The sequence below is a fragment of the Streptomyces sp. NPDC020996 genome, assembly GCF_040641355.1.
Classification (GTDB): domain Bacteria; phylum Actinomycetota; class Actinomycetes; order Streptomycetales; family Streptomycetaceae; genus Streptomyces.
Genome location: NZ_JBFADM010000012.1, coordinates 78,510 through 102,656, shown reverse-complemented (window position 1 = coordinate 102,656; position 24,147 = coordinate 78,510). Strand labels below are relative to the sequence as shown.

The following is a 24,147-nucleotide window of genomic DNA, read 5'->3' as shown; positions in this document are numbered from 1 at the left end:
CGGAAAACCCTACGCGGCGGCCCGCCCGGCTGCCTACGCGGCCGGGCGGGTCATGCGGCGCAGCCGCGGGATCGGGATGCGGTAGTTGAGCGCCGCGGCCACGCCGGTGCCGTCCGCGTGCGGCCACCGCATCAGCGCCGGGCCGCCGCCGGGCCCGCCGTCGACGTACTCCGGCTCCCCGGCCTGCGGCAGGTGGCCCACCGCCTTCAGGGCCAGCCCGAACTGCTCGGTCCAGAAGTACGGCTGGAACTCCAGCGGCGGCGCCTGGTCGCCGTGCAGCAGCGCCCGCGCGGCGACCTTCGCCTGCTCGATCGCGCTGCTCCACAGCGGGACGCGGCGCAGGCCGGACGGGGTGGGGAAGGCCGCGAGGTCGCCGACGGCCGCGACCTCGGGGCGGACCAGCCCGCGGGAGTCGACGGGCACGGTGCCGTTCACGGTGAGGCCCGTGTCCGCGAGCCACTCGGTGTTGGGCACGTCCCCGACGGCGCTCAGCAGCACCTCCGCCTCCAGGACCGCGCCGTCGTCGAGGACGACCCGGGCCTCGCCCGCCCGCCGTTCGAGCCGGGCGGACCCGGTCTCGACGATGGTGAGGCCCCGCTCCAGCGCGGCCTTGACGAAGACCTCGGCGAGGTGCGGACCGAGCTGGACGATCAGCGGCAGCCCCTGGGAGACGAGGGTTACCCGGCAGCCGGCGGCCAGGCACCCCGAGGCGATCTCCATGCCGAGCGGGCCCCCGCCGACCACGACGACCGACGGCCGGGCCGCCAGCAGGCCGCGCAGGGCCAGCGCGTCGTCGAGTCCGCGCAGGGTCAGCTCCTCGGGCAGGCCGGACAGCCGCCGTGCCCGGGAGCCGGTGGCGAGGACCACGCGGTCGTACGGCAGGGCCGCGCCGTCGTCGAGGGTGACCAGCCGGCGGTCGAGGTCGAGTCCGGTCGCCCGCACGCCCAGCAGCTCGGTCGCCCCGTGGCCGGCCGGCGGCAGCTCGTGGGACGACAGGTCGTCGCCGTCGAGCAGCAGCGCCTTCGACAGGGCCGGGCGGCTGTAGGCCGGGTGCGGTTCGTCGCCGACGATGGTCAGCTCGCCGTCGAAGCCGGCGTCGCGCAGGGTGTCGGCCGCGGTGAGCCCGGCGATCCCGTTGCCGACGACCACCACGCGGCCGACCGTGCCGGCGCTCATACGATCCTCAGCGCGGCGACTGGACACACCCGGGCGGCGGCGTTCGCCGCGGCGGCGTCGGCCTCGCCGATCTCCTCGCGGTCGATGACGAGTTCGCCCTCGTCGTCGAGGTGCATGAGCTGGGGCGCGGCCTCCTCGCACAGGCCGTGGCCCTCGCAGCGGGGGCGGTCGAGAACGATCTTCATGCCGGGATCACTTCCAGGACGGGGAGCTGTTCGATGCTCCGGGTGATGTTGCTGGGGACGCGGACCTCGGGTCCGACGACGAGGCGGCCGACGCGCCGGGAGAGCGCCTCGATCACGGCGTGGGCCTCCAGGCGGGCGAGTCCCTGGCCCGCGCAGCCGTGCGGGCCGTAGCCGAACGACAGGTGGTCGACCGGGTTGCGCTCGACGAGGAAGGCGTCCGGGTTGTCGTAGTGGCGCGGGTCGCGGTTGCCGGCGCCGAGCAGCACCGCGATCTGCGCGCCGGCCGGGATGACGGCGCCGTCGACCTCGACGTCCTTGGTGGCGCGGCGGCCCCAGGCGTTGACGGGGGGCCAGAAGCGCAGCACCTCGTTGAACGCCGCCGGCACCAGCGCCGGGTTCGCGCGGACCAGGGCGAGCTGGTCGGGGTGCGCGGCGAACAGGGCGACGATGTTGCCGATCGCCGCGATCGTGGTGTCGACGCCGGCGCCCAGGTACTGGTGGATGATGTGTCCGGCGGTGTCCGGCGGGATGTCGCCGCGCGCCTCGGCGTCGAAGATGCCGCGGCCCACCGACCCCTCGGCCAGGTCGTCGGCGGTGACCTGGGAGCACCAGCCGTACAGCTCGCCGGCGATGGGGAAGTTCTCGGCCGTGCGCTGGTTCATCGGGCCGATGACCTGCATGGCGGCCTGGCCCCAGCGGAGCATGTTGTCGCGCACGTGTCCGGTGAAGCCGATCAGGTCGGCGACGACCTCCAGCGGGAAGGCGCGGGCGAGGGCGTCGATCGCCTCGAAGGAGCCCTTGTCGACGAGTTCCGCGACGAGCGCGTCCGCCTTCTCCTCGATGCGGACCTTCAGGCCGCGCAGCGCGCGGGGCGAGAGGTTCTCGGTGAGGGTGGCGCGGAGCCGGGTGTGCACCGGGGGGTCGGAGGCGAGCGAGGTGCCGGTCAGGGCCTCGTTGGCCATCGGGTTGAAGGCGATGGACGTGGAGGAGAACGACTCCCAGTCCGCGAGGGCGCCGCGGACGGCGTCGTACCGGGTCAGCGCGTAGACGTCGTTCGCGGGGAGGTGGACGACGGTGCCCTGCTCACGCAGCTCGGCGTAGGCGGGGTACGGGTCGAGCAGGACCTCGTCGGCGAAGAGGTCGATGTCGGAGGTGGGTGGGGTGCTCATGCCGCCCCAGTGAAGTGGCTGGCCTCACACGCATCAAATGAATGATTTGCATGGGCAGACATGCATGACGTGCATGTTCTCTGGCAGTCGGCGCGGCTCGCCGCCGCTCTTCTGACTATCAGTTCAGTGTTTTTTCTTGGTGTTCATTTCATTGACGACGTGTAAACCGAATCGCTACGGTGGCCGCAAGCCACTGGGTGCTGAGCACCCCACCCCGGACACGTGAGGCAGGCATGAGCGGCAAGAGCAACACCGTGAACACCGTCCTGGGCCCGGTGCCTGCTGAGGAGCTGGGCGCCGTCGCGGTCCACGAGGCGCTGCTCTCGGTGGTTCCCGGCGCGGAGTACGCCTTCGACATCACCCTCGACCGCGCCGAGATCTTCGAGACCCTCGCCGCGAAGCTGACGGACTTCCGCACCCACGGCGGCGGCACCGTCGTCGACAGCACCGGCATGTTCCACGGCCGGGACGTGCGGCTGTACGAGGCCCTCTCCCGCACGACCGGCGTGCACATCGTCGCCTCGACCGGACAGGGCCCGGAGGAACTGCTCGGCGGCTACTTCCTCACGCCGCAGACCAACCCGCCGACGCCCTGGCCGGCCGAGAAGTTCGCCGACCTGTTCACCAAGGAGATCACCGAGGGCATGGTGGTCCCCCGCGTGGAGCGCCGCGGCGCCGCAGGGCTGGTGGCCACCACCGCCACCCGCGAGGGCATGACCGCGACCGACGAGAGCCTGTTCCGCGGCGCGGCCCGCACCGCCCTGGCCACCGGCGTCCCCGTCTCCCTCCGCTACGGCGCCGACGCCGTCCACGACCTCGACGTCGTCCTGGACGAGAAGCTGCCGGCCGACCGCGTCGTCGTCGGCGGACTCGACCGCAAGGACGCCGTGGCCGCCGCGGCGCCCCTGGAGGTCGCCCGCCGCGGCGCCTACGCAGCCCTCGACCACGTCGGCGTGGCGGACGACGACCACGTCACCGACGCCGAGCGGGCCGCCCTGGCCGTCGGCCTGGTCCGGGCCGGCTTCGGCGACCGGGTCCTGCTCTCGAGCAACGCGACCGGGGTGGCGAAGGGCCACCCCGCCAACGACCTGCCGTACAGCTACGTCCTGACCGCTTTCGTCCCGCTCCTGAAGGCGCAGGGGCTCAGCGACGAGGACGTGCGGCGGATTCTCGTCGAGAACCCCCGCGACCTGCTGTCGGTGCGCTGAGCCCCGCAGCGCGCGAACGACCGTCGAGTCTCTTTCTCAAAGGTGAGTGTTGTGTCGAGAGTGAACACCGTGCTGGGGCCGATCCCGGCGGAGGAGCTGGGTCTCGTGGCCATCCACGAGCACATCGGCTACGGCATGCCCGGCTCCGAGCTGGACACGCAGTGGTGGAAGACCCCGGAGCAGCGGTACGAGGAGACCGTCCCGAAGCTGCGGAAGTTCCACGAGTACGGCGGCGGCACCTTCGTCGACGCGACCGGCATCTGCAACGGCCGCGACGTCGACTACTACAAGTCCCTGTCCGCGAAGGCCGGCGTGCACATCGTCGCCTGCACCGGCTTCGTCGGCGGCGACACCGCCCTCCACCACTTCGCCCGCGCCGACGTGGACTACCTGACCCGGCAGTTCGTCCACGAGATCACCGTCGGCATCGGCTCCACCGGCAGCCGGGCCGGCGTCATCAAGGTCGGGGTCAGCCGCGGCGGCCGGATGACGGACCTGGACAAGCGCATCTACCGCGCCGCGGCCCGCGCCGCGCTCGCCACCGGCGTACCCATCCTGACCCACCTCGCGATCGACGCCGAGAACGCGATCGCGATCTTCAATGAAGAGGGCCTTCCCCTGGACCGCGTCCTGTTCGGGCACGTCGACGACGGCGTGAACGCCGACAAGACGCGCGACGTCTGGATCGCCGAGCAGGGCGGCCGCATCGGCTTCGACACCTTCGGCTACGAGACCGAGCTGCCGGACCCGCCGTTCTGGGCCCGCCCCCGCAAGGAGCGGCTCGACCACTTCCTGCGCTTCGTCGGCGAGGGCCGGCTGAAGCAGGTGCTCGCCTCCGCGGACGCCAACTGCAGCCCGCTGGGCTGGCCGGGCGTCAAGGGACACACCGTCAACTACATCTTCGAGGACCTCATCCCGGACCTCCGCGCCGCCGGCCTCGACGAGGCCGCCATCAAGACGATCTTCGTCGACAACCCCGCCGACTTCCTGACCCTCCAGAAGTAAGAGAGAACCCCCATGCAGTCCTCAGACCTGAAGAACCTGAAGATCGCCGTCGTCGGCGCGGGATACGGCGGCGCGGCCGCGGCCAAGGCCCTGAGTCTGCTCGGCGCCGACGTGAGCGTCTACGAGCAGGCGAACCAGATCCGCGAGGTCGGCGCCGGCATCGGCCTGCGCCCGGCCACCATGAACTGGTTCCGCCAGTGGGGCATCTTCGAGGCGATCGCGAAGGTCAGCTCGCCCAGCGAGTACTTCGAGATCCTCTCCGCCACCGCCGACCCGATCATGAAAGAGACGTGGCCGGCCGCCGGCGAGCAGACCCACACCCATCTGATCCACCGCGGCGACTTCATCGAGGCCCTCCTCGGCGTGCTCCCCGAGGGCATGGTGCGGCTCGGGCACAAGCTGGAGACCGTCCAGGACAAGGGCGACCGCTCCGTCCTCACCTTCGCGAACGGCGAGACCGTCGAGGCCGACCTGGTCGTCGGCGCCGACGGCATCAAGTCGGTGGTGCGCCGGCAGCTGTTCAGCGACAAGGCCCCGGTGTTCTCCGGCGAGCACGCCTACCGCGCGGTCATCTCCGTCGACGACGCCCACGGCATGGTCGTCGACGACAACCTGCGGATGTACATCGGCCGCGGCACGAAGATCTACCTGCTGCCGCTGCGCCACCGCGGCCAGGTGTCGTTCGACATCACCGCCCTGTGCCCGGACGGCACCTGGGCGCCGCAGATCACCAAGGACGACCTGCTGAAGACCGTGGAGGGCTTCGACGAGCGCCTGGTGAGCATCACGCGCGACCTCGACATGGACACCGTGAACATCCGCGCGGTCTACGACATCGACCCCGTCGACACCTGGCACTCGGACAGTGTCGCCCTCGTCGGCGACGCCGCCCACTCGATGCTGCACCACCAGGGCCAGGGCGCCAACTCGGCCATCGAGGACGCCGGCGCGCTCGCCGAGTCCCTGCGGCAGGCGGACTCCGTGAAGGAGGGGCTGGCCCTCTACCAGGCCACCCGCAAGCCGGTGACCGACAAGCTCCAGGCGATCTCGCGCCAGGGCTGGACCGAGGACGAGATCAACGACGTCTTCCCCGGGCAGAAGCCCGCGGACGCCTCGCAGCAGGACTGACGCCCATGCCGCTGCATCCCGAGATCGCCAAGGTCCTCGCGAGCCTGCCGGCCCCGCCCGCGGGCCCGCTCGACCCGGTCGCCCTGCGCGCCGCGGACGAGGCGCACGTCGCCCCGCTCGCGGAGCGGCTGCCCCTGCATGCGGTCGACGACGTGACCGCGCGGACCGCGTCGGGCGACGTGCCGGTGCGGATCTACACCCCGGACGAGGCCGACCGCCACGGCGTGCTGGTCTACTTCCACGGCGGCGCGTTCTTCCTCGGCAGCCTGGAGACGCACGACCACGTCGCGCGGTCGCTGGCGAAGGAGACCGGGCTCAAGGTCGTCTCCGTCGGCTACCGCCTGGCGCCGGAGGCCGCCTTCCCGGCCGGCCTCGACGACTGCTACGCGGTCGTGCGCTGGGCCGCCGAGCAGGGCGCCGGCCTCGGCTGGGACGGCATGACGCTGGCCGTCGCCGGCGACAGCTCCGGCGGCACCTTCGTCGCCGCGGTCGTCGCCAGGGCGCACGACGACGGCTTCGACCGGATCACCCACCAGATCCTGTACTACCCCTCCCTGGACCTGGACTTCGACGTCGACCGCTACGCCTCGCTGCGGGAGAACGCCGTGGGCTACGGCCTGGAGACGGCCGGGCTGAAGCCGTTCAACGCCTTCTACCTGGACAGCGGCGCCGATCCCGCCGACCCGCTCGTCTCGCCGGTCAAGCGGGCCGACCTCACCGGGCTGCCGCCCGCCCTGATCGTCACCGCGCAGTACGACCCGCTGCGCGACGAGGGCGAGCTGTACGGCCGGCGGCTGTGGGAGGCCGGGGTGGAGGCGACGGTGAGCCGGTACGACGGCGCGGGCCACGGATTCGTGCAGCACTTCTCCTGGATCCCGGAGTACCACCGGGTCTTCGAGGAGACGCGCGACTTCCTGCGCCGGCGCTGACCCGGCCCGCGTACGAGTTCAGCCCGCGTACGAATTCAGCCCGCGTACGAGTTCAGCCCGCGTACGAGTTCGGAAAGAGAGCCATGACGCACGCAGTCGACATCCATCCCCTGGTCTCGCCCTGGGGGCGGTTCGGTCTCTACAGCTTCTTCATCGACGCGCCCGAACCGGCCGTCGTCGACACCGGGATCGCCTCCTCGCCCGCCGAGGGGATGGCTCCCGCGCTGGAGGCGATCGGGCGGCGCATCGAGGACGTGCGCTGGATCCTGCTGACCCACGGTCACATCGACCACGTCGGCGGGGCGTACGCCCTGTGGGAGCTCACCGGCCGGCGTGCGCGAGTGGTGATCCACGAGGCCGACGCGCCGATGCTCCGCTCGCGGCGGGCCCATGTGGAGGAGTACCTCGCGGGTCGCGGCCGGTACCTGCGCGACCCCGAGGGCGAGGCGAAGGTGACGGCCGCCGGGCAGGCCGTCATCTCCGGCGAGATGGAGCCCTCCCTCCTCGTCAAGGGCGGGGAGACCCTCTCCCTCGGCGGCGGCGTCACCGTCTCCGTGCACGCGATGCCGGGCCACACGCCCGGTTCGGTCGCCTACGTCGTCGACGGTCAGCGGTCGGTGTTCGTCGGCGACGCCGTACAGGTCCACGGCGCCGCCAACGGCTTCCCCGGCTACACCGACCCGGCCGCCTACCGCGCCGGCCTGGAGTACCTGCGCGACGAGATCCGCCCACGTCACCTGTACCTCGGGCACCCCTACCGCCGCGCCGACGGGACCCCGTACGGCGTGGAACTCGACGCCGCCCAGGCCCAGGAGGCCATCACCCAGAGCCTGGCGGTCGAGGGCCGGGTCGGCGAGGCGGCCTGCGGCTGCCTGCGGGCCGGGCTGCGGGAGACCGACTCGGCGTACTCCCCGTTCGCCCCCGTCGCCGAGGAGCTCGGCTACACCGGCGACCCCACGCTCGAGCCGTCGCCGTTCTTCACCTCGATGCACGGCTACCGCACGAGCCTCGACCAGAACTTGCAGAACTTGTGACACAGGAGCTTTCGCACTCATGAGTGAGTTTCAGCAGATTCAGGCGGGCGACCAGCAGATCGCCGTCCGCAAGGACCTCCGGGTGCCGATGCGCGACGGTGTCACCCTGGCCGCCGACACCTACAGCGGCGTGGCCGACACGCCGCGGCCGGCGCTGGTGGCGCTGAGCCCGTACGGCAAGGAACTGCAGGCCCTCGCGCTCACCACGCCGCCGCAGCGCCGGCCCAGCCCGATGTGGGACGGGTGCATCGAGGCCGGCGACATCGCACGCGTCGTCAAGGAGGGCTACGTCCACGTCATCGGCGACCTGCGCGGATCCGGCGCCTCCGAGGGCGAGCACATCGGCAACTACAACGCCGGCGGGGTCCCGCTCGGGCAGGACGCCTACGACTTCATCGAGTGGGTCGCGGCGCAGCCGTGGTGCGACGGCAACGTCGGCATGATCGGCATCTCCTACTTCGGCTCCATGCAGGTCCTCGCCGCCGCCGAGCGGCCCCCGCACCTCAAGGCGATCTTCGTCAGCGGCGGTCACTACGACTTCTACGAGACCACCTACCACGGTGGCGTCATGTGGTTCATGCCGCGGGCCGCCCGCGAGGGCCGCGGCGGCGACTCCGGCTGGGCGTTCACCGACGGCGTCAAGTCCCGCATGCTGGAGACCTTCTCACCGGAGGAGATCAAGGAGCGCGTCGCCGAACGGCTGAAGGACCCGGACGTGGCCGCCTGGCCGAATCTCGTCCATGTGCTCAACTACCCGAAGAACCACGAGGCCTGGTTCGACATCGTGCTGAACGAGGTCGACGGCGAGTGGTACGAGGAGCGCAACCCGGTCACCCTCGCGCCGAACATCGACATCCCGGTCTGGCTCCAGATCGACCAGGGCCGCGGCTGGACGCTGGACGGCACCATCGAGCTGTTCAACTCGCTGAAGGGCCCGAAGAAGCTGGACATCGGCCCGTACCCGCCGATGCAGTCGCGCCCCTTCATCGAGGAGCACGACAAGATGTTCCGCTGGTACGAGTACTGGATCAAGGGCATCGACAACGGGGTCATGGACGAGCCCGCCGTCACCGTCCACGTCGAGGGCTCGCGCCAGACCGTCACCGGCGCCCAGTGGCCGCCGAAGCCGGTCGAGCACCGGTCGCTCTACTTCCGCCCGCGCCGCAAGCTCTCCTTCGAGCCCGAGCTGATGGGCGCCGAGTACGCCGCCCCCGACGGCTTCTACCAGGCGCCGCTGACGGTGACCGACAAGGTGGAGATCCTCAGCTGGAGCACGGAGCCGTTCACCGAGCCGACCGAGATGATCGGCCAGGGCGCGGCGCACCTCTTCGCCGAGATCGACCAGCCCGACACCAACTTCATCCTGCGCATGTGGGACGAGGCCCCCGGCGGCGGCCGGCAGCTCATCACGACCGCCTACCTCAAGGCCTCCCACCGCGAGCTGGACGAGGAGCGCACCACCGAGGGCGACCCCTACCACCCGCACACCCGCGCGGTGCCGGTCGAGCCGGGGAAGATCGAGGAGTACGTGCTGCGGGTCTACCCGTTCGCGGCGACCTTCCTGCCGGGCCACCGGCTGGTGGTGGAGCTCTCCAACGACGAGCCGCTGACCGACGCGCACAACGCGCTGCTGCCGCCGGACGCCTTCCACCTGCCGGTGGGCCGCCCCGTCACCCACAAGATCTACCGCGACGCCGCCCACCCCTCCCGCCTGGTCCTGCCGTTCACGACGACCACGACCACGGCCGCGGCGCCGGAGGCGAACGGGTAACGGGCAGGGGCGCTGAGGGCGGCTGCGAAGGAGCCCGGAGCAGCGGCTCCTTACGCGGCTGTCACGACGTCGACCGGGGGTCGACCGCAGTCCCTGGCGGCCGATCCCACTCGATTCGCCCGAGTGGTGTCCGGATCCTTGGGCGGGTGCGTCGAGGTGCGAGGATCTGTTGCGTGTCTGAGAATGCCGATAGCAGTGACGGGCACGGGAGCCTCTCGTCCCTCGATTTCCGGCGGATCCGTGCGAGTTACCGCTCAAGGGGAATGCACGCCGACGCCCGGCTTTGTCAGGGCCGCTTCCTGTCCTTACCGGTACCACCCGGATGGGACTGCCCTCAGCTCCACCGTCCTGCTGCGACAGGATCAGCGACGAAGGTCTCCCACCTCCGTTCGAATCAACAGCGCCTCACGGCGCACCCGCCGTTCCTTCCGGACGATCAGCCACATCCCCTTCGGCCAGCCCTGAATGACGTCGCCGGTGAGTTCGGCGACCCAGGCGCCGCCGCGTATCTCGCCGTCCGCCTCGACGGCCGGCGTCCGGGCCGCGGCCGGAACCTTCAGCACGCGGCTGTGGATCGCATCCTTGATCACCATGCTGACCGAGTAGGACAGCCACCGTCACCGCCGGGTCAGCCAGGCGACGAAGTCATGGGTACCGCCCGCGGAGTCGGCGCGGATCAGGGTCTGCCGCCCGCGCCGGTACTTCTTCGGAAGCTGGGCCAGTGCCAGTCGGACGACCGTGATGTGGTCGGCGGCCGCGTTCGAGCCCGCTTCCCCGGCCTGAGCAGGGCCGCCACCGGCTCCCCGGTGCCGCCCGGCCCGTGCTCGACGCACCCCATCAGAAGGTGGTGGTGACTCAGACGTCGCTGAGGCGCAGTCCGGCGTGGGCCTTGTAGCGGCGGTTCACCGAGATCAGGTTGGCTACCAACGACTCCACTTGGTGGGCGTTGCGCAGTCGTCCGCCGTAGACGCCGCGTGCGCCCGGGAGTCGTGAGGCGAGTGCCTGGACGGTGTCGGTGGCGGCGCGCTCATCGCCCAGGACGAGTACATCGGTGTCTATCTTGTCGATCTGCCGGTCTTCCAGAGTGACGGCGGAGAGATGGTGAAACGCGGCGGTCACCCGGGAGTCCGGCAACAGTGCGGCAGCCTGCTGGGCGGCGCTGCCCTCCTCAGGCCGGAGTGCGTAGGCCCCCATCCTGTCGAAGCCGAGCGGGTTGACGCAGTCGACCACGATCTTGCCGACGAGCTCTTCGCGGAGCGTGGTCAGCAGCTCGGCATGTCCCTCCCAGGGAGTGGCGACGATCACCAGATCGCTCTCCCGTGCGGTCGTGGCGTTGTCAGCGCCGCGGACGTCCTCGCCGATGGCCGCGGCGGTGGAGGCGGCCCTGGCGGCGTTCCGTGAGCCGATGATGACCTGTTGGCCCGCGCCGGCGAGCCGGTAGGCGAGGCCGCGCCCCTGTGGGCCGGTGCCGCCGAGGATGCCGACGATCAGGCCGGACACATCAGGGAGGCGATGGGGATCGTTTCGAGCGGCTGCAGCGGGAGTCGAGGAACGGGTGCCGGCGGCTTGGTCGAGATTCGTCATGCTGTGGTCCTTGGCTCGTTCGGTTCGTTCTTCCGTGGCCCGTGCCGTTCGTCGTCAGCGGTCTGCTCGGGCCGTGGGGGCGTGTCCGCAGCGGTTTCGCGGACTACGAGTCGATCAATCCTGCCGTCGGCTCCGCATCCCGCCCCTGTGCTTCACGGGTCGCGGCGCGGCGCCGGTCGTGGAACTCATCGATCAGCCCGTGCTTCAGCCAGCGGGTGAAGAACAGGTGCACCGCCTTCCACGGCGGGTATTCGGCAGGCAGCGCGGGCCACTTCACGCCGTTGTCCACCACGTGCCCGATCGCGTCGAGTGTGTCCCGGTGGCGGTACTCCTCCGGCCGGCCGCCACGGCCCTCGGCCCATGCGGGCTTCAGGACAATCTGACTGCGGAACAGGGCCCTCCCGATGAACAGTGCCCGGACACCCTCTGTGTCACGGAGAGGCCCTGCCGGCGCGGGTGCTCAGTGACGGCGCAGGAATCTGAGCAGGACGCGGTTCCAGGCGTCGGGCTGTTCCCAGTGAGGATTGTGGCCCGCCTCGTCGATGACGTGCGTCTCGGCATCTTGGAGATGCTGGGCAATGAGCCGCTTGACAGAGGGCGGGGTCCAAAGGTCCGAGTCGCCGGTGATCAGCTGAACCGGCAGGGCGATGGTTTCCAGGGCCGCCCAGGTGATCTTGTTGGCGGACCTCTGGGAGTACGCGTCGTCCCTCCTGGCCCGACGGTTGATCTCCAGCCAGGCCGCCACGCCATCCGGGTTGCCGCCCCGGTAGGAGGGACTCAATTCCCGGAATTCGACTGGAAGTTGATCGAACGGGGCGGGCCGGAGCGAGGCGGAGAGCTGCGTGTAGTCAGGGTCGGAGATGCCCATGACGCTGTTGGAGATGGTGAGGCTGCGCAGCCGGTCCGGGTGGGACAGGGCGTAGTCGACGGCCACCGCACCGCCCGCCGCCGAGGCGACCACGTGGAAACGGTCAAGGCCGAGATGGTCGGCCAGGGTTTGCAGGTCTCCGGAGGCGGTATCCGCATCGGCCTGGTTTCCGGCCACCGAGCCGTAGGCGCCACGCCGCGAGTAGCCGATCGTCCGGAACCCGGCGCGGGCGAGCACCGGCTGCTGGTACGGCCAACTCTCGCCGCTGCCGGAGAAGGGGTGCAGCAGAACGACGGCCTCTCCGCTGCCGCCAGTGTCCCAGCACCACAGATTCCCGCCCCCGACGACCGGGACCCTGTGCTCGGTCACCGGCATCTGCTTCGGCACGGGCACGGGCTCCCACGGCGCGGCCTCGCGGGTGGCCCTCTCCCGGTCCTGGCCGGCGGCGGCACGCCCGGTGCCGATACCGGCGACCGCCAACGCGGCCGCCGCCCAGCCGCCGCCTACCAGCGCACGGCGGCTGGGCCCTGATCTGCGTATTACCTGTCCATTATCCATGTCGAATTCCTTCGTTGATGGTCCTGTGATTCAAGCCGGCCGAACTCTGGCTCGTCGATTGTTCGGCGACAATTCCCTTACTCTTAATGGCCGCCGTTATTTGCGGTCAATTGGTGATGATGATGGCCGGCGGATCAGCCGCGGGCTTTTCCGCTGAACAAGGTGATCACGACTTCAGTTGCGTACGCAGTCGCGTGACCTGCGTCGCGGCAGGAAGGCCGGCGATCTGCGGATGTCCGTGCGATCGCCCGGGCATGAATACCCGCCCGTCCATGACTGTGCAGCGGAGAGCGTGGTACGGATCCGATGAACCCGCCGAGGAATTCCCGTGCAAGTAAGAGACGAAGCGAAGAACTCACCCGGCAACTCGGCGAACTCGACGCGGAAATCGAGAACCTGCGCATCACCCGCAATATCCTCCTCACCCTTGCCATGCCTCACCCGCCATCTGGCTCGACCGCCCCGACATCCCGGCCCCCCGCCTGCCGGCAGATCCTCACAGCCCTGGACGGCGCGGGCCGGCCGCTGCGCGCCCTCGGCCTCTGCCGGCCCCGCGACCTGCCGATCCTCCCGAAGAACACTGAAGGCATCCGCTCCCCGAACTGAAACGACTGGTCACCCGGGGAACACCTCAACCACGAAACGGACAAGAGCCCATGTCCGCACCCACCGCACCCTCAGACGTCCAGGGCCACCAGGAAGCGGGACACCATGTTGTACGCGGCGACGGTGGCGGTCAGTTCGACCAGCTCCGCGTCCGAGAAGTCGGCCCGCAGCGCGTCGAAGAGCTCGTCAGGGACCTGAACGTCGCGGGTCATCGCGTCGGTGTACGCGATGACCCGACGCAGGCGCGCGTCGAGCGCCGGGTTCTCCTCCCGCACGGCCGCCAACTGGGATTCCCCCCATCCCGCTTCACGGGCCGGGCGCTCGTGGGCGGCCCATTCGTAGGGCGCTCGGTTGAGGACGGCGATCCGCAGGATCACCAGTTCCCGGATGTCGGCGGGCAGGGCGATGCGCTGCCGGATGGCGCCGAGCAGGCTGTTCCAGCCGTCGGCCAACTGCGGACTGTGCAGGAGCATGTGGTCGAGCGGACGCAGGTTTCCGCCGCGCCGCTCGCGGATGCGGTCGGCGATCTCGCCGATGCCGTCGGTCTCCGGGATTCGTGCCATGCGGGGCCCTCATTCGTGAGTGGTGTCCGGCCGACCAGGGACGGCTGGGCCGGTTGGTGAGCGGTGTCGGGGCTCGTCAGGCTCTCCGGACCCGACGCAGGATCGGCGGCCGTGCCCGGAATGGTCTGGGCCCACCTCTGCGGGGTCCCGGCCCGGCCAGGCATTCTGGGGCGGACCGACACCGGGGAGTGCGCTGACCGGCGACGCCGGAGACATCGCCAACCGCCGTCACGAACGCGCCGGGCCGGGGCCGCCGTGATCGTCATGGACATCGATGGGACCCAGCAGGCCAAGCTCTCCCGAGTCCGGCTGGCTCCCCGGCGGGCTGGAGGCTCTCGTGCTCGCGGTGGGAGCCGACGACAGCCGCCGGGTGCTCGAAGACCCGGACGAGTGGGGAGCGGATCGTCTTCCGGTCACGGGGGGGGCGCCGACAGGGCCGGACGGTTGCGGCCGTGTCGTCTCTCTGTCCCCGGTCTCTGGCCTGCTCGCGCACAGGGAACACGTGGTCTGCGTCGCCGCCGAGGGCGGGGTCAGCCTCTCCGGATCGGGTACCGGGTCCCCGCGTGTGCGAAGTGCACCACTGGTCAGATCCCCACCGGCTCGGTTTCCTCCGGCGCCGAGGCTGTCCTCTCCGCCCTCCGGCCGGGCGACGACGGCTGCTCGCCTCGGATCTGGGTCAGCACGCGGGTCCGAAGGTCAGCGAAGAGCGGATCGGCCCGGGTGCCGATCTGGTCGCGTCGGGTGCCCAGGTCGATGGTGAGGTTGTCGATGACGGCCGTCGGCCTGCCGCCCAGGACGATGACGCGGTCGCCCAGGTACACGGCCTCGTCGATGTCATGGGTGACGACGATGACGGTGATGCCGAGTTTCCTGCGCAGCGACAGGGTGAGGTCCTCCAGGTCGAAGCGGGACTGGGCGTCGACCGACCCGAACGGCTCGTCCATCAGCAGCACCGGCGCCTCGTAGGCGAGTCCGCGCGCGATGGCCACACGCTGCTGCATGCCGCCGGACAGCTGCCAGGGGTACTTGTCGCCCACGTCCGGAAGGCCGACTGCGGCCAGGCACTCGTCGGCCCGTTTCCTGCGCTCGGCCCGCTTCACACCCATCCCCTCGAGAGGGAAGGCCACATTGTCCCGCACCCGCAGCCAGGGCATGAGGGAGCCGCGGTAGTCCTGGAAGACGACGGCGATGTCGGCCAGCGGCCTGGTGAGCGGCTGATCGCCGTAGGTGACCGTGCCCGAGGTGGGGCGGGTCAGTCCGGACAGGCAGCGCAGCAGGGTGGTCTTGCCGGCACCGGACGGGCCGACGATGCACACGAACTCCCCCGGGTCGACGCGCAGCGACAGTCCGTCGATCACCCGGTGCTCGTCCGCGCCGTGACCGAACGACTTGCAGACGTCCTCCACGATCAGGCTGGATCCGCGTTTCATGATGAGACGACCTCGTTCCGGTGCTGGGTCCGCCGGGTTCGGGGCGGACGCTGGTGGTACCAGCCGAGCAGCGCGTACTCGGCTGCCAGGAGAAGGACACTCAGCGCGTAGCCGAGGATGCCGATCAGGATGGTGCCGGCCCAGGTCTCCGGGACGGCGAAGCTGGAGCCGCTCTCCAGGATGAAGCTGCCGAGGCCGACCGGGGATCCGTAGATCTCGCTGACCACCATGAGGACGACGGCGATGGACAGGGCGATGCGGATGCCGGCGAAGATCTGCGGCAGGGCGCCGGGCAGTACGACCTTGACCAGCCGCAGCCGCCAGGGGATGCGGTAGCTGTGCGCGGTCTCGTGGACGGCCGGGTTGATGCCCTGGACTCCGCTGACGGTGTTGAGCAGGATCGGCCACAGGGAGCCCAGAGCGATGAGAAAGATCTTGGGGCCCGATCCGATGCCCAGAGTCAGGATGATGACGGGGACGAACGCCACCGTCGGTGTCGCGCGGGCGAAGTCCAGCAGCGGGGCGGTGGCCTGGCGCAGCAGCTTGACCTCGCCGATCACCAGGCCTGCCCCGACACCGAGGACGGTGGCGACGGCAAGGCCCACGGCGATGTTGCGCAGGCTGAACAGCAGGTCGCCGACGAGCCCGCCGTGCAGGAGTTCCCGCCACAGGACGGTGAGCACGTCGGTCAGAGGCGGGAAGTAGAAGCTGGTGCTGCCCGCGGTGGCCAGTACCAGGACGGCGAACACCAGCAGCGGCAGCCACAGCTGCTTGAGCAGGGACTTCCAGAAGGCCCCGGACAGGTTCGAGAGCATGGGTCTTCTCCCCGCCTCAGTCGGTGTGCGCCGGCGGACGCCAGCGCAGCAGCCGGGATTCGAAGAGCTGGGACAGCTGGTTGATCGAGTAGCCGATCAGCCCTGCGGTGAGGATGTAGGCGTACGCCTCCGCCGACGCGCCGCCCTGCTGGTCCTGGACGACCTGGTGGCCGATGCCGGGCAGCGTGGTGAGCACCTCGACCCCGATGGCGACCAGCACGGAGGTCGTCGCGGCCAGCCGCAGCCCGGTCATGATCGACGGGGTGGCGCTCGGCAGGACCACCTTGCGGAAGCTCAGCAGCCGGGGGATGCGGTAGCTGTGGACGGTCTCCGCGATCATCGGCGTCACCGCGCGGGCTCCGTACTGGGCCTGCAGGAAGACGGGGAAGACACAGGCGATGAAGACCACCGTGGCCTTCATCGACGGCGTCGAGCCCATGACCAGCAGGAACACCGGCAGCAGCGCGATGACCGGGAACGACCGCAGGATGTCCACCAGCAGCCGGGAGGACTGCTCGGCAGCCGCGTACGTCCCCGTGGCCAGGCCCAGCGGGACGCCGATCACGACGGCCGCGGCGAAGCCGGTGACCGCGCCGCGCAGGGTGTCGGCGACCGCCTGCCAGTACGCGCCGCTGGAGACGAGCCCGGGGAACTCGGCGAACACCGCACCAGGGCTGGGCAGCGCCGTGGAACTCACCAGGCCGGCCGCGGCGATCAGCGCCCACAGGGCGAGAACGACCAGTACGGCGGACATCTGAAGCAGGATGATCTTGCCGCGCTCCCGGCCGCCGGCCCTCATGCGCCCGGTGAGCGATGCGAGGGCCGCAGCGGGGTCCCGGCCGGTGGATGTGGCCGGGGCGACGTCCCGGCCGGTGGATGTGGCCATCGTTTCCTTCGCCGCCTCAGCTGCTGGATGTGACGGTCGGCGCCTGGTTCCAGTACAGAGCGTCGTCCTTGGGAGCGCTCGTGAGCAGGCCGTACTCGTTCATCTTGGTGATCATGGTCCGCACGAGTGTGGTGTTGATGTTCTTGTCATAGTGCGCGATCGACGACTTGTCGATGTAGTCGGCGGGCAGCTGGGTGTACTTCTTGTCGATCGTCTTGACCGCGTCGGGGTGTTCGTTGGCGTACGTCAGGGCCTTGGCGATGGCGTCGATGAACTTCTTGGCCGTGGCGGCGTTGGCCGACAGGTACTTCTGGCTGGAGAAGAGCACCCCCTGAGGGATGCCGGGCAACTCGTTCATGCCATTGCCCATGGAACGCAGGCCCGTCGCCTGGCCGGCCGCGTAGAAGGCGCCGAAGGTGTAGGCGGCGTCGATCTTGCCGGTGCTGACGGCGTCGTTGAGGGAGGTGACGGGCAGTGCCACGAACTTCACCTTGCTGGGGTCACCGCCGTCCTTCTCGACCAGGTACTCGGCGACGAAGTGGACGTTGCCGCCCAGGGCCGGCAGGCCGACCGTCTTGCCCTCCAGGTCGGCGAAGCGCTTGATGGGGCTGCCCTTCTTCACCAGCAGTCCTTCGGTGCGGGCGCCCTTCGCCGTGGACGAGACCAGTCCGCTCACCATGCGGATGGGCAGCTTCTTGGCGGCGCCCTTGAGGAAGCCGGAGCCGTCGGTCATGGCGAACTGCGCCTCGCCGTTGAGGACCGAGGGGGCGTTCTGCGAGGTGTCCGGAGCGCCGGCCTTGACGGAGACGTCCAGGCCGGCGTCCTTGAAGTAGCCCTGCTGCTGGGCGATGTAGAGTGGCTCGAAGATCGCGCCGGTGGAGCGCAGGACGGTGATCCTGGCCCCGCCGCCACTGCTCGTGGAGGTGGACGCCTGCGAGCCGCAGGCGGCGAGCGGAGCGGCGACGGCGAGCGTCACGACAGCGGCGGGGAGTCGGCCCCACGGGGTTCTCGAACGCTTCGTCATGAGGGTGTGCTCCTTTGTACGGGTACGACTCTCGGCAGGTGTGTGCGGGTGCGGCCTGTGCGCGGATGGAAGCGGCACAGGTGGTGGACTTCGGCCTGCCCGGGGCTGGGGCCGAGAGGGAAGCGATCGGCGGGATCGCTGTCGAGTCAGCGGTCGTGGGCGCGGTTTCCCACCCGGCTCCGGCCGCCCGAGCGGATGGAGACCGGGAGCCCTTCGACAGGGGCGATTCGTACGGCGCCGATCACGTCCCGCTCGGCCTTGGCGATGACGTCGGGCTGGCGATCGGGCTCGGCTCGTTGCACACGGCTTCGGGACGGGTGTTCCGTATCGGTCCCACCACGGCGGATGATGGCTCCACCAAGTGCCTGAGCAGGCTTCGAATCGGCTGACCTGGACAACTTCGTCTCCTCGGGCGGTGCAATACGGCGACGTTACTGTCGACACTAATTCGGGGTCAAGAGGGGCATCGCATGCATTTTGACTTATCTGTCGACACTATTTGGTAACGCTGCGTCTGCCGAGCAACGCCGGCGCGGTGCTGCGCTCTCGCGCCCCACAGCTGCTAAAGAGGCTCGCGAAGCACAGCCGCCGCTGCGTCGGTCTGCACGACGGCGGCGCGCACGCCGGGTCGGCGGTTGGCGCCGTCGAGCAGGCCGCCGTGGCGCACGCCGCTGCATCCGCCTGCTCTTGAACGCCGCGGTCGCCCTCGGCGATCAGGACGTGTCGGACGGCAGCGCGGGGTGAACGGGCAGGCCTGCGGGTCGTGCGTGACGGCCTACGGGACGGGCGGGAAGCCGAAGAGGTCCGCCGGGTTGTCGACCATCAGCCGGCGCAGCAGCTCGGGTTCGGGGGCGATGTCGGCCAGCAGGTCGACCAGCAACCCGTCGTCGGGGGCGGCCCCCTCGATGTTGACGTGGGGATAGTCGGTACCCCACAGCACGCGCTCCGGCGCGTAGGCCACGAGGGACGCGGCAAGTGCCACCGCGTCGGCGTAGGGCGGCCCCTGCCGGGAGATCCGGTCCACGCCGCTGACCTTGAGCCAGACGTCGCCCGTGTCGACCAGAGCGCGCAGGCTGCGCAGAGAGGTGCCGCCGGGCCCTTCGGTGATGTCCACGCGGGCGAGGTGGTCGATGACCACCCGGCCCGGGACCGACCGGATGAGGTGCTCATGGTCGGCCACCCCCCGGCCGCTGACATGGATTTCTGCGGCCCAGTCGAGGCCGTCCACGCGCTCCAGTACGGAATCGATCTCCTCGCGGGTCGGTGCGGTCCGCAGATGCGGAAGGAAGTTGAGACGGAAAGCGCGCACTCCGGCGCGGTGCAGTTCCTCGATCTCCCCCCGGGTGGTCCGCTCGCCGATCAGCGCGACCCCGCGCAGCCGCCCGCCGCCGGACGCGAGGGCATCCAGCAGCACCCGGTGGTCGGAGCCGTTGCACGAAGACTGCACGATCACGGCACGGGACAGGCCGAGATGGTTGTGGAGGGCGCCGAGCTGCTCCTTGGGGGCATCGACCGGAGTGAACGTGCGGTCGGTGGCGTACGGGAAGACCTCGGCCGGACCGAAGACATGGCAGTGGGCGTCGCAGCTGCCGGGCGGCAGCACGAGGGCGGGTTTGCGGGGCGCCGGGTGCGGGGGCGGGCAGCCGGGCGACGGCACTGCCGGGGCGACCACCCCGGCCCCGGTGACGGTGGACTCAGTCACAGCGGGCCGTCATTCCACCGTCGACGACGATCTCCGTGCCGGTGACGAAGCGGGCCTCGTCGGAGGCGAGGAACAGCGCGGCGTACGCGGTGTCGCGGCCGTCACCCATGAAGCCGAGCGGGATCCGGGCCTGCCGCTGCGCCAGCAGCTTCTCCACGTCGCCGCCCGCGCGCTGTCCGGCGAGGCGTGCCTCGACCATGGGGGTGTGCAGTTGTCCGGGGACTACCGTGTTCACGCGGATACCGTCGGAGGCGTACTCGACGGCCGTCACCCGGGAGAGCTGGATGACCGCGGCCTTGGCGGCCGCGTAGCCCACCTGCGCGGCGCCCGTCCAGCGCAGCCCCGAGGCCGACGCGGTGTTCACGATCGACCCTCCTCCGCCGCGCCGCATCACCGGGATGACGTGCTTGCAGGCCAGGAAGGCGCTGGTGAGATTGGTCCGCAGCTGGCTGTCCCAGTCCTCCAGGCTGAGCTGGACGGCCCCGCCGGCGCGCGAGCCGCCGACGTTGTTGACGAGGATGTCGATCCGGCCCGCCTTTCGCTCGGTCTCCTCGAAGTAGGCCTGGACGTCTGTGGGTTCGGTGACGTCCAGCACGGACGTGTGGACGGTGCCACCCTCCTCGCGGATCTGCTGGGCGGTGACCTCCAGGGAGTCCTTGTCCCGGTCGGTCAGGAAGACGGTGGCGCCCTCCCGGGCGAAGACCACGGCGGTCGCGCGGCCGTTGCCCCAGCCCGGTCCGACACTGCCGGCACCGCTGATGACGGCGATCCGGCCCGCCAGCCGACCGCGCCGGGGGACTCCGCTGACGTCTTGGCTCACGATGGTTCTCCTCGGTCGGAACTGAGTTCAACTGCCGACAACATCCACTTAGTGTCGACAGCGGATGGATTTATAGCCACAGATTAGCCACACCGTCCCGGAGTATTGCAATGAGTGTCGACAGAATGTTTGGATGAGTCATCCTTGGCGAGCAGGGCACCGCGGATGTCCGGCGGCGCACCAGGGAAGACAGACGACGGACAACGGACGCCCGGGAGGGTTCATGGACAAGCCGGCAGTGTTCACCGCCGAGGAGATCGCCCGCTTCCGGGCCGAACTGGCCGCGAAGCGCGCCCCGGGCGCCTACGAGCCCGGTCGCTGGTCGGTCAGCCCACTCGACCGGCGGCCGGACGTGACCGGCCCTCTGCCGCGGTCCGTCCGTCTGCGCGATGCCACGCTCCGGTCGGTCGAGACCCTGCCCGGCGTCGTCGCCTCCGTCCAGGCCAAGGAGGCGTACCTGCGCCGGCTCGTCGACGCGGGTGTCGGCGAGATCGTCACCGCGGGGGTCACCGGGCGGGACGACGAGGCGCTGCGCGCAGAGGTCGGCATCATCAAGAACGGAGTCACCGGGGACACCGCCTGCCGGGCGGTGTGCCCCCTGATGCGGACGATCCAGGACATCGACCGTGCCGCCGACGCCGGTTACGACGGCGTACAGATCTGGGTGGACCTCCTGGGAGAGGCGGCGCTGATCTACCAGCCGGCCGTCTATCAGCGGTCGTGGAAGGGCGAGGACTGGCGTACCCCCGACACCCCGCGCAGCCACGCCGACGTGCTCGCCGGGGCGATCCCGCTCATCGGGCACGCCCGTTCCCTCGGCCTCGACGTCATCGTGCCGATACTGATGGTCTCCTACGTCACGGAAGAGGTTCTGGAGGAGTCCGTCACCGCGCTCACCGGGGCCGGCGCCACCGAGATCACCCTCTTCGACGGGCCGGGCGCGATGAGCCCGGAGGCGTACGCGTACGTCGTCCGCCGCACGAAGGAACTGGCGCCCGAGGTCGAGGTCGGAGTGCACCCGCACAACACCTTCGGCCTGGCGGTCGGGTGTGCGATCGGTGCTGCCCGGGCCGGTGCCGCCGTCGTCGAACTGTCCGTCAACGGCTACTGCGGCGGTCCGGGCAACGCCGACCTGGCCGCCACCGCGCTGGCCTTCGAGGCGCTGTACGGGGTCCGTACGGGTATTCGCACGCGGGAGTTGACCGCCCTGGCCCGCGCCGGGGAAGAGCTCACCGGCTACCAGCTCGCCTGGAACCACCCGGTGACCGGCACGCACGCCTTCTCCTGGGGCGGTATGGACTTCATCACTCAGGAGACCGCTGTCGACCCGCTGCTGCACAACTGCCTGGAACCCGGGTTCGTGGGCAACGAGCGCAAGGTCCCGTTCACTCCCGACAGCGGCCCCTACACGCTCACCGACAAACTGGCGGCGCTCGGTGCCGACCTCACGCACGCCCAGATCGACGAGGTACTGCGACAGGCCCGCGAGATCATGGCCCGCGAAGGCCGTCTGCTCACCGACGCGAGCCTGGCGGCGCTCGCGGAACAAGTCACCTCTTCCTCCTCACGCCGCGGCCGGGAGTCGTAGACCGCGCCTCCGCAGAGGCCGAGGCCGTCGTCGCCGGCGGCGGCCCACGTCAGCGCGCTTCGGCGCTACGCCCTCACCCGGCCCCGTCCGGTGTCCTGCGAGCCCTGGGCCCGGCGATCCTCTACCGCACCGAACCGTCGCCGCATGTCCGGGAGGCAGCCGTCCTCGTGCTCACCTCCGTCTGGGACGGCGGGTTCGAGCGCTGCGCCCGCCAACCCGTCCGGGAGAGCCGCGGGACTCGTCGACGCCTGCGTCCCCGCCCTGCGACCGCCCCTGTTCGCCGTCTCCACGCCGAACGCGCCCAGGGCGCGAGGGCAGCCCGCGACCACGGGCCGAACGAGGCCCAGATCATCTGCGACCACCGGGGCACCGAACCCCGCGAGCCAAGGAGCCCGCACCGTGAACAAGGTTTGCGCGACCGCCGCAGAGGCGGTCCTCGACATCGCCGATGGATCGTCGCTGGCCGTCGGCGGCTTCGGCCTCAGCGGCGTTCCCGACGTCCTCATCCGGGCCCTGTACGAGCAGGGCGCCACCGGGCTTCAGGTCGTGTCGAACAACTGCGGTGTCGACGGTCGTGGCCTGGGCGTGCTGCTGGCCGCCGGGCGCATCGCCCGCGTGACCGGCTCGTACGTCGGCGAGAACCAGGAGTTCGCCCGCCAGTACCTGTCCGGCGAACTGGAGGTCGAACTCACCCCGCAGGGCACGCTCGCCGAGCGACTGCGGGCGGGCGGCGCGGGCATCCCCGCCTTCTACACCCCGGCCGGCGTCGGCACCCAGGTCGCTGAGGGCGGTCTGCCCTGGCGTTACACGCGCGACGGCGAGGTGGACATCGCTTCCCCGCACAAGGAAAGCCGCCGCTTCAACGGACGCACCTACGTGCTGGAGCACGGCATCACCACCGACTTCGCGCTGATCCGGGCGGCGAAGGCCGACCGGCACGGCAACCTCGTCTTCCACAAGGCCGCCGCCAACTTCAATCCATTGGCCGCGATGGCGGGACGCATCGCGATCACCGAGGTCGAGGAGCTCGTGGAACCGGGCGAAATCGCGCCGGAGGAGGTCCACCTGCCGGGCGTCTTCGTCCAGAGGATCGTCGCCCTGACGCCGGTTCAGGCCGCCGACAAGCAGATAGAGAAGAGGACCGTACGCACATGAACACGCCCATGGGCTGGACCCGCGACCAGATGGCCGCCCGCGCCGCCGCCGAACTCACCGACGGCTCCTACGTCAACCTCGGCATCGGCCTGCCCACCCTGATCCCCGGCCATCTCTCCCCGGACGTGCACGTCGTGCTGCACTCCGAGAACGGCATCCTGGGCACCGGCCCGTATCCGACCGAGGACGAGGTCGACCCGGATCTGATCAACGCGGGCAAGGAGACCGTCACGGTGCTGCCGGGCGCATCCTTCTTCGACTCCGCGCTCTCCTTCGGAATGATCCGCGGTGGGCACATCGACACGGCGGTCCTGGGAGCGATGCAGGTGTCGGAGAAGGGGGACCTCGCCAACTGGATGATTCCCGGGAAGATGGTCAAGGGCATGGGCGGCGCGATGGATCTGGTCCACGGCGCCCGCCGCGTCATCGTCCTGATGGAGCACACCGCCAAGGACGGATCCCCCAAGATCGTCAAGAAGTGCACGCTGCCGCTCACGGGTGAGCAGTGTGTCCACCGCGTCATCACCGACCTCGGTGTCCTCGACATCACCCCGGACGGCGTCGTCCTCGTCGAAACCGCCCCCGGCGTGACCATCGAGGACATCACCGCACGTACCGGCCCGCCGCTGCGCTTCTGAGAGGCAGTGTCGAGTGCTTCGACCGGCGCACAGCTGCCGCACGGATCAGGTTGCGGGCGGCCCGCCGTGTCTTCGGGAATTCCCCCCTCGACCGAGGAGTTCTTCGTCCGGGCCGCTCGCGCGTGCGCTCTGCCGCGCGACCTCGACCATGCCGCTCGCGCGGAGCCGGGCGCGTCGGTCCTGTCCGCGATCAGCCGGCCGGTCCGGTGAGCCTGCGACGGTTGACCAGGTGCACGAGCGCCTCAGGAACACGGCGTCCGTCCTGTCCCGGTCTCCGGCGGTGAAGACTGCGTGCCGCCGGGGCG

The 24,147-nt window shown here is 70.4% G+C and carries 24 protein-coding genes and 1 pseudogene; 11 read left to right on the top strand and 14 right to left on the bottom strand.

Going from position 1 to position 24,147, the window contains the following annotated elements; genetic code table 11:
• Nucleotides 1–33 precede the first annotated feature (33 nt).
• Genes AB0G63_RS11835 through AB0G63_RS11825 form a run of 3 tightly spaced genes read right to left on the bottom strand, consistent with a single transcriptional unit; the run spans nt 34 to nt 2,530 of the window.
• Nucleotides 34–1,176, bottom strand: a complete 1,143-nt coding sequence (locus AB0G63_RS11835) for an FAD-dependent oxidoreductase (RefSeq protein WP_360748078.1) — start codon at nt 1,174–1,176, stop codon at nt 34–36.
• Complete coding sequence (locus tag AB0G63_RS11830) at nt 1,173–1,361, bottom strand: ferredoxin (RefSeq protein ID WP_360748075.1); 189 nt, start codon at nt 1,359–1,361, stop codon at nt 1,173–1,175. The genes AB0G63_RS11835 and AB0G63_RS11830 overlap by 4 nt, the downstream gene beginning before the upstream one ends.
• Nucleotides 1,358–2,530, bottom strand: coding sequence for a cytochrome P450 (locus tag AB0G63_RS11825; RefSeq protein ID WP_360748072.1), 1,173 nt, complete (start codon nt 2,528–2,530; stop codon nt 1,358–1,360). The genes AB0G63_RS11830 and AB0G63_RS11825 overlap by 4 nt, the downstream gene beginning before the upstream one ends.
• A 233-nt stretch (nt 2,531–2,763) precedes the next feature.
• On the opposite strand from AB0G63_RS11825, the gene AB0G63_RS11820 reads away from it, so the two are divergent.
• The 6 genes from AB0G63_RS11820 to AB0G63_RS11795 all read left to right on the top strand — a co-directional run bounded on the left by AB0G63_RS11820 (nt 2,764) and on the right by AB0G63_RS11795 (nt 9,605).
• Nucleotides 2,764–3,738, top strand: a complete 975-nt coding sequence (locus AB0G63_RS11820; RefSeq protein WP_360748069.1) for a phosphotriesterase — start codon at nt 2,764–2,766, stop codon at nt 3,736–3,738.
• Between the two features lie 51 nt (nt 3,739–3,789).
• The gene (locus AB0G63_RS11815) at nt 3,790–4,743 is read left to right on the top strand and encodes a phosphotriesterase (RefSeq protein WP_360748066.1); all 954 of its coding nucleotides are present in this window, start codon (nt 3,790–3,792) and stop codon (nt 4,741–4,743) included.
• A 12-nt stretch (nt 4,744–4,755) separates the two neighbouring features.
• Entirely contained in the window at nt 4,756–5,871 is a 1,116-nt protein-coding gene (locus AB0G63_RS11810; RefSeq protein WP_360748063.1) for an NAD(P)/FAD-dependent oxidoreductase, read from the top strand.
• Between the two features lie 5 nt (nt 5,872–5,876).
• On the top strand, nt 5,877–6,800 hold the full coding sequence (locus AB0G63_RS11805; protein ID WP_360748060.1) for an alpha/beta hydrolase: 924 nt from the start codon (nt 5,877–5,879) through the stop codon (nt 6,798–6,800).
• A gap of 83 nt (nt 6,801–6,883) precedes the next feature.
• Nucleotides 6,884–7,834 (top strand): MBL fold metallo-hydrolase, encoded by a 951-nt coding sequence (locus tag AB0G63_RS11800; RefSeq protein WP_360748057.1) that lies wholly within the window; start codon nt 6,884–6,886, stop codon nt 7,832–7,834.
• 19 nt (nt 7,835–7,853) lie between these two features.
• Nucleotides 7,854–9,605, top strand: a complete 1,752-nt coding sequence (locus tag AB0G63_RS11795; RefSeq protein ID WP_360748054.1) for a CocE/NonD family hydrolase — start codon at nt 7,854–7,856, stop codon at nt 9,603–9,605.
• A gap of 419 nt (nt 9,606–10,024) precedes the next feature.
• On the opposite strand, the pseudogene AB0G63_RS11790 reads toward AB0G63_RS11795, so the two are convergent.
• The 4 genes and pseudogenes from AB0G63_RS11790 to AB0G63_RS11775 all read right to left on the bottom strand — a co-directional run.
• Nucleotides 10,025–10,434: pseudogene (locus AB0G63_RS11790) on the bottom strand (transposase); the annotation flags it as partial.
• 26 nt (nt 10,435–10,460) lie between these two features.
• Complete coding sequence (gene npdG, locus AB0G63_RS11785; protein WP_360748051.1) at nt 10,461–11,189, bottom strand: NADPH-dependent F420 reductase; 729 nt, start codon at nt 11,187–11,189, stop codon at nt 10,461–10,463.
• Between the two features lie 103 nt (nt 11,190–11,292).
• Complete coding sequence (locus AB0G63_RS11780) at nt 11,293–11,595, bottom strand: transposase (protein WP_360748257.1); 303 nt, start codon at nt 11,593–11,595, stop codon at nt 11,293–11,295.
• Between the two features lie 54 nt (nt 11,596–11,649).
• A complete protein-coding gene (locus AB0G63_RS11775) occupies nt 11,650–12,615 on the bottom strand; it encodes an alpha/beta hydrolase (RefSeq protein WP_360748048.1) in 966 nt (321 codons plus the stop codon).
• Nucleotides 12,616–12,921: 306 nt separating this feature from the next.
• Between AB0G63_RS11775 and AB0G63_RS11770 the strand changes: the two genes are divergently transcribed.
• Nucleotides 12,922–13,221: a hypothetical protein gene (locus AB0G63_RS11770; protein WP_360748045.1), complete on the top strand. Its 300-nt coding sequence runs from the start codon at nt 12,922–12,924 to the stop codon at nt 13,219–13,221.
• A gap of 71 nt (nt 13,222–13,292) precedes the next feature.
• Here AB0G63_RS11770 and AB0G63_RS11765 read toward each other — a convergent pair whose 3' ends face one another.
• The 5 genes from AB0G63_RS11765 to AB0G63_RS11745 all read right to left on the bottom strand — a co-directional run bounded on the left by AB0G63_RS11765 (nt 13,293) and on the right by AB0G63_RS11745 (nt 17,939).
• Nucleotides 13,293–13,784, bottom strand: coding sequence for a carboxymuconolactone decarboxylase family protein (locus AB0G63_RS11765; protein WP_360748042.1), 492 nt, complete (start codon nt 13,782–13,784; stop codon nt 13,293–13,295).
• A gap of 584 nt (nt 13,785–14,368) precedes the next feature.
• Nucleotides 14,369–15,214, bottom strand: a complete 846-nt coding sequence (locus tag AB0G63_RS11760) for an ABC transporter ATP-binding protein (RefSeq protein WP_360748039.1) — start codon at nt 15,212–15,214, stop codon at nt 14,369–14,371.
• Nucleotides 15,211–16,029 (bottom strand): ABC transporter permease, encoded by an 819-nt coding sequence (locus tag AB0G63_RS11755; RefSeq protein WP_360748036.1) that lies wholly within the window; start codon nt 16,027–16,029, stop codon nt 15,211–15,213. The genes AB0G63_RS11760 and AB0G63_RS11755 overlap by 4 nt, the downstream gene beginning before the upstream one ends.
• Before the next feature lie 16 nt (nt 16,030–16,045).
• Nucleotides 16,046–16,915 carry an ABC transporter permease gene (locus AB0G63_RS11750; RefSeq protein WP_360748033.1) on the bottom strand — a complete coding sequence of 290 codons (870 nt, stop codon included), beginning with the start codon at nt 16,913–16,915 and terminating at the stop codon, nt 16,046–16,048.
• A gap of 16 nt (nt 16,916–16,931) precedes the next feature.
• Nucleotides 16,932–17,939 carry an ABC transporter substrate-binding protein gene (locus AB0G63_RS11745; protein WP_360748030.1) on the bottom strand — a complete coding sequence of 336 codons (1,008 nt, stop codon included), beginning with the start codon at nt 17,937–17,939 and terminating at the stop codon, nt 16,932–16,934.
• Between the two features lie 65 nt (nt 17,940–18,004).
• Between AB0G63_RS11745 and AB0G63_RS11740 the strand changes: the two genes are divergently transcribed.
• The gene (locus tag AB0G63_RS11740; protein ID WP_360748026.1) at nt 18,005–18,328 is read left to right on the top strand and encodes a hypothetical protein; all 324 of its coding nucleotides are present in this window, start codon (nt 18,005–18,007) and stop codon (nt 18,326–18,328) included.
• A gap of 386 nt (nt 18,329–18,714) precedes the next feature.
• Here AB0G63_RS11740 and AB0G63_RS11735 read toward each other — a convergent pair whose 3' ends face one another.
• Both AB0G63_RS11735 and AB0G63_RS11730 read right to left on the bottom strand, forming a co-directional pair.
• On the bottom strand, nt 18,715–19,641 hold the full coding sequence (locus tag AB0G63_RS11735) for an amidohydrolase family protein (protein WP_360748023.1): 927 nt from the start codon (nt 19,639–19,641) through the stop codon (nt 18,715–18,717).
• A complete protein-coding gene (locus AB0G63_RS11730) occupies nt 19,634–20,461 on the bottom strand; it encodes an SDR family NAD(P)-dependent oxidoreductase (RefSeq protein WP_360748020.1) in 828 nt (275 codons plus the stop codon). The genes AB0G63_RS11735 and AB0G63_RS11730 overlap by 8 nt, the downstream gene beginning before the upstream one ends.
• Before the next feature lie 223 nt (nt 20,462–20,684).
• Here AB0G63_RS11730 and AB0G63_RS11725 point away from each other — a divergent pair, with 223 nt between their 5' ends.
• The 3 genes from AB0G63_RS11725 (at nt 20,685) to AB0G63_RS11715 (ending at nt 23,842) form a co-directional block, all read left to right on the top strand.
• Nucleotides 20,685–22,049, top strand: coding sequence for a hypothetical protein (locus AB0G63_RS11725; RefSeq protein WP_360748017.1), 1,365 nt, complete (start codon nt 20,685–20,687; stop codon nt 22,047–22,049).
• Between the two features lie 399 nt (nt 22,050–22,448).
• Nucleotides 22,449–23,204, top strand: a complete 756-nt coding sequence (locus AB0G63_RS11720; protein ID WP_360748014.1) for a CoA transferase subunit A — start codon at nt 22,449–22,451, stop codon at nt 23,202–23,204.
• 8 nt (nt 23,205–23,212) lie between these two features.
• Nucleotides 23,213–23,842, top strand: a complete 630-nt coding sequence (locus AB0G63_RS11715) for a CoA transferase subunit B (protein ID WP_360748254.1) — start codon at nt 23,213–23,215, stop codon at nt 23,840–23,842.
• The last annotated feature ends 305 nt before the right edge of the window (nt 23,843–24,147 follow it).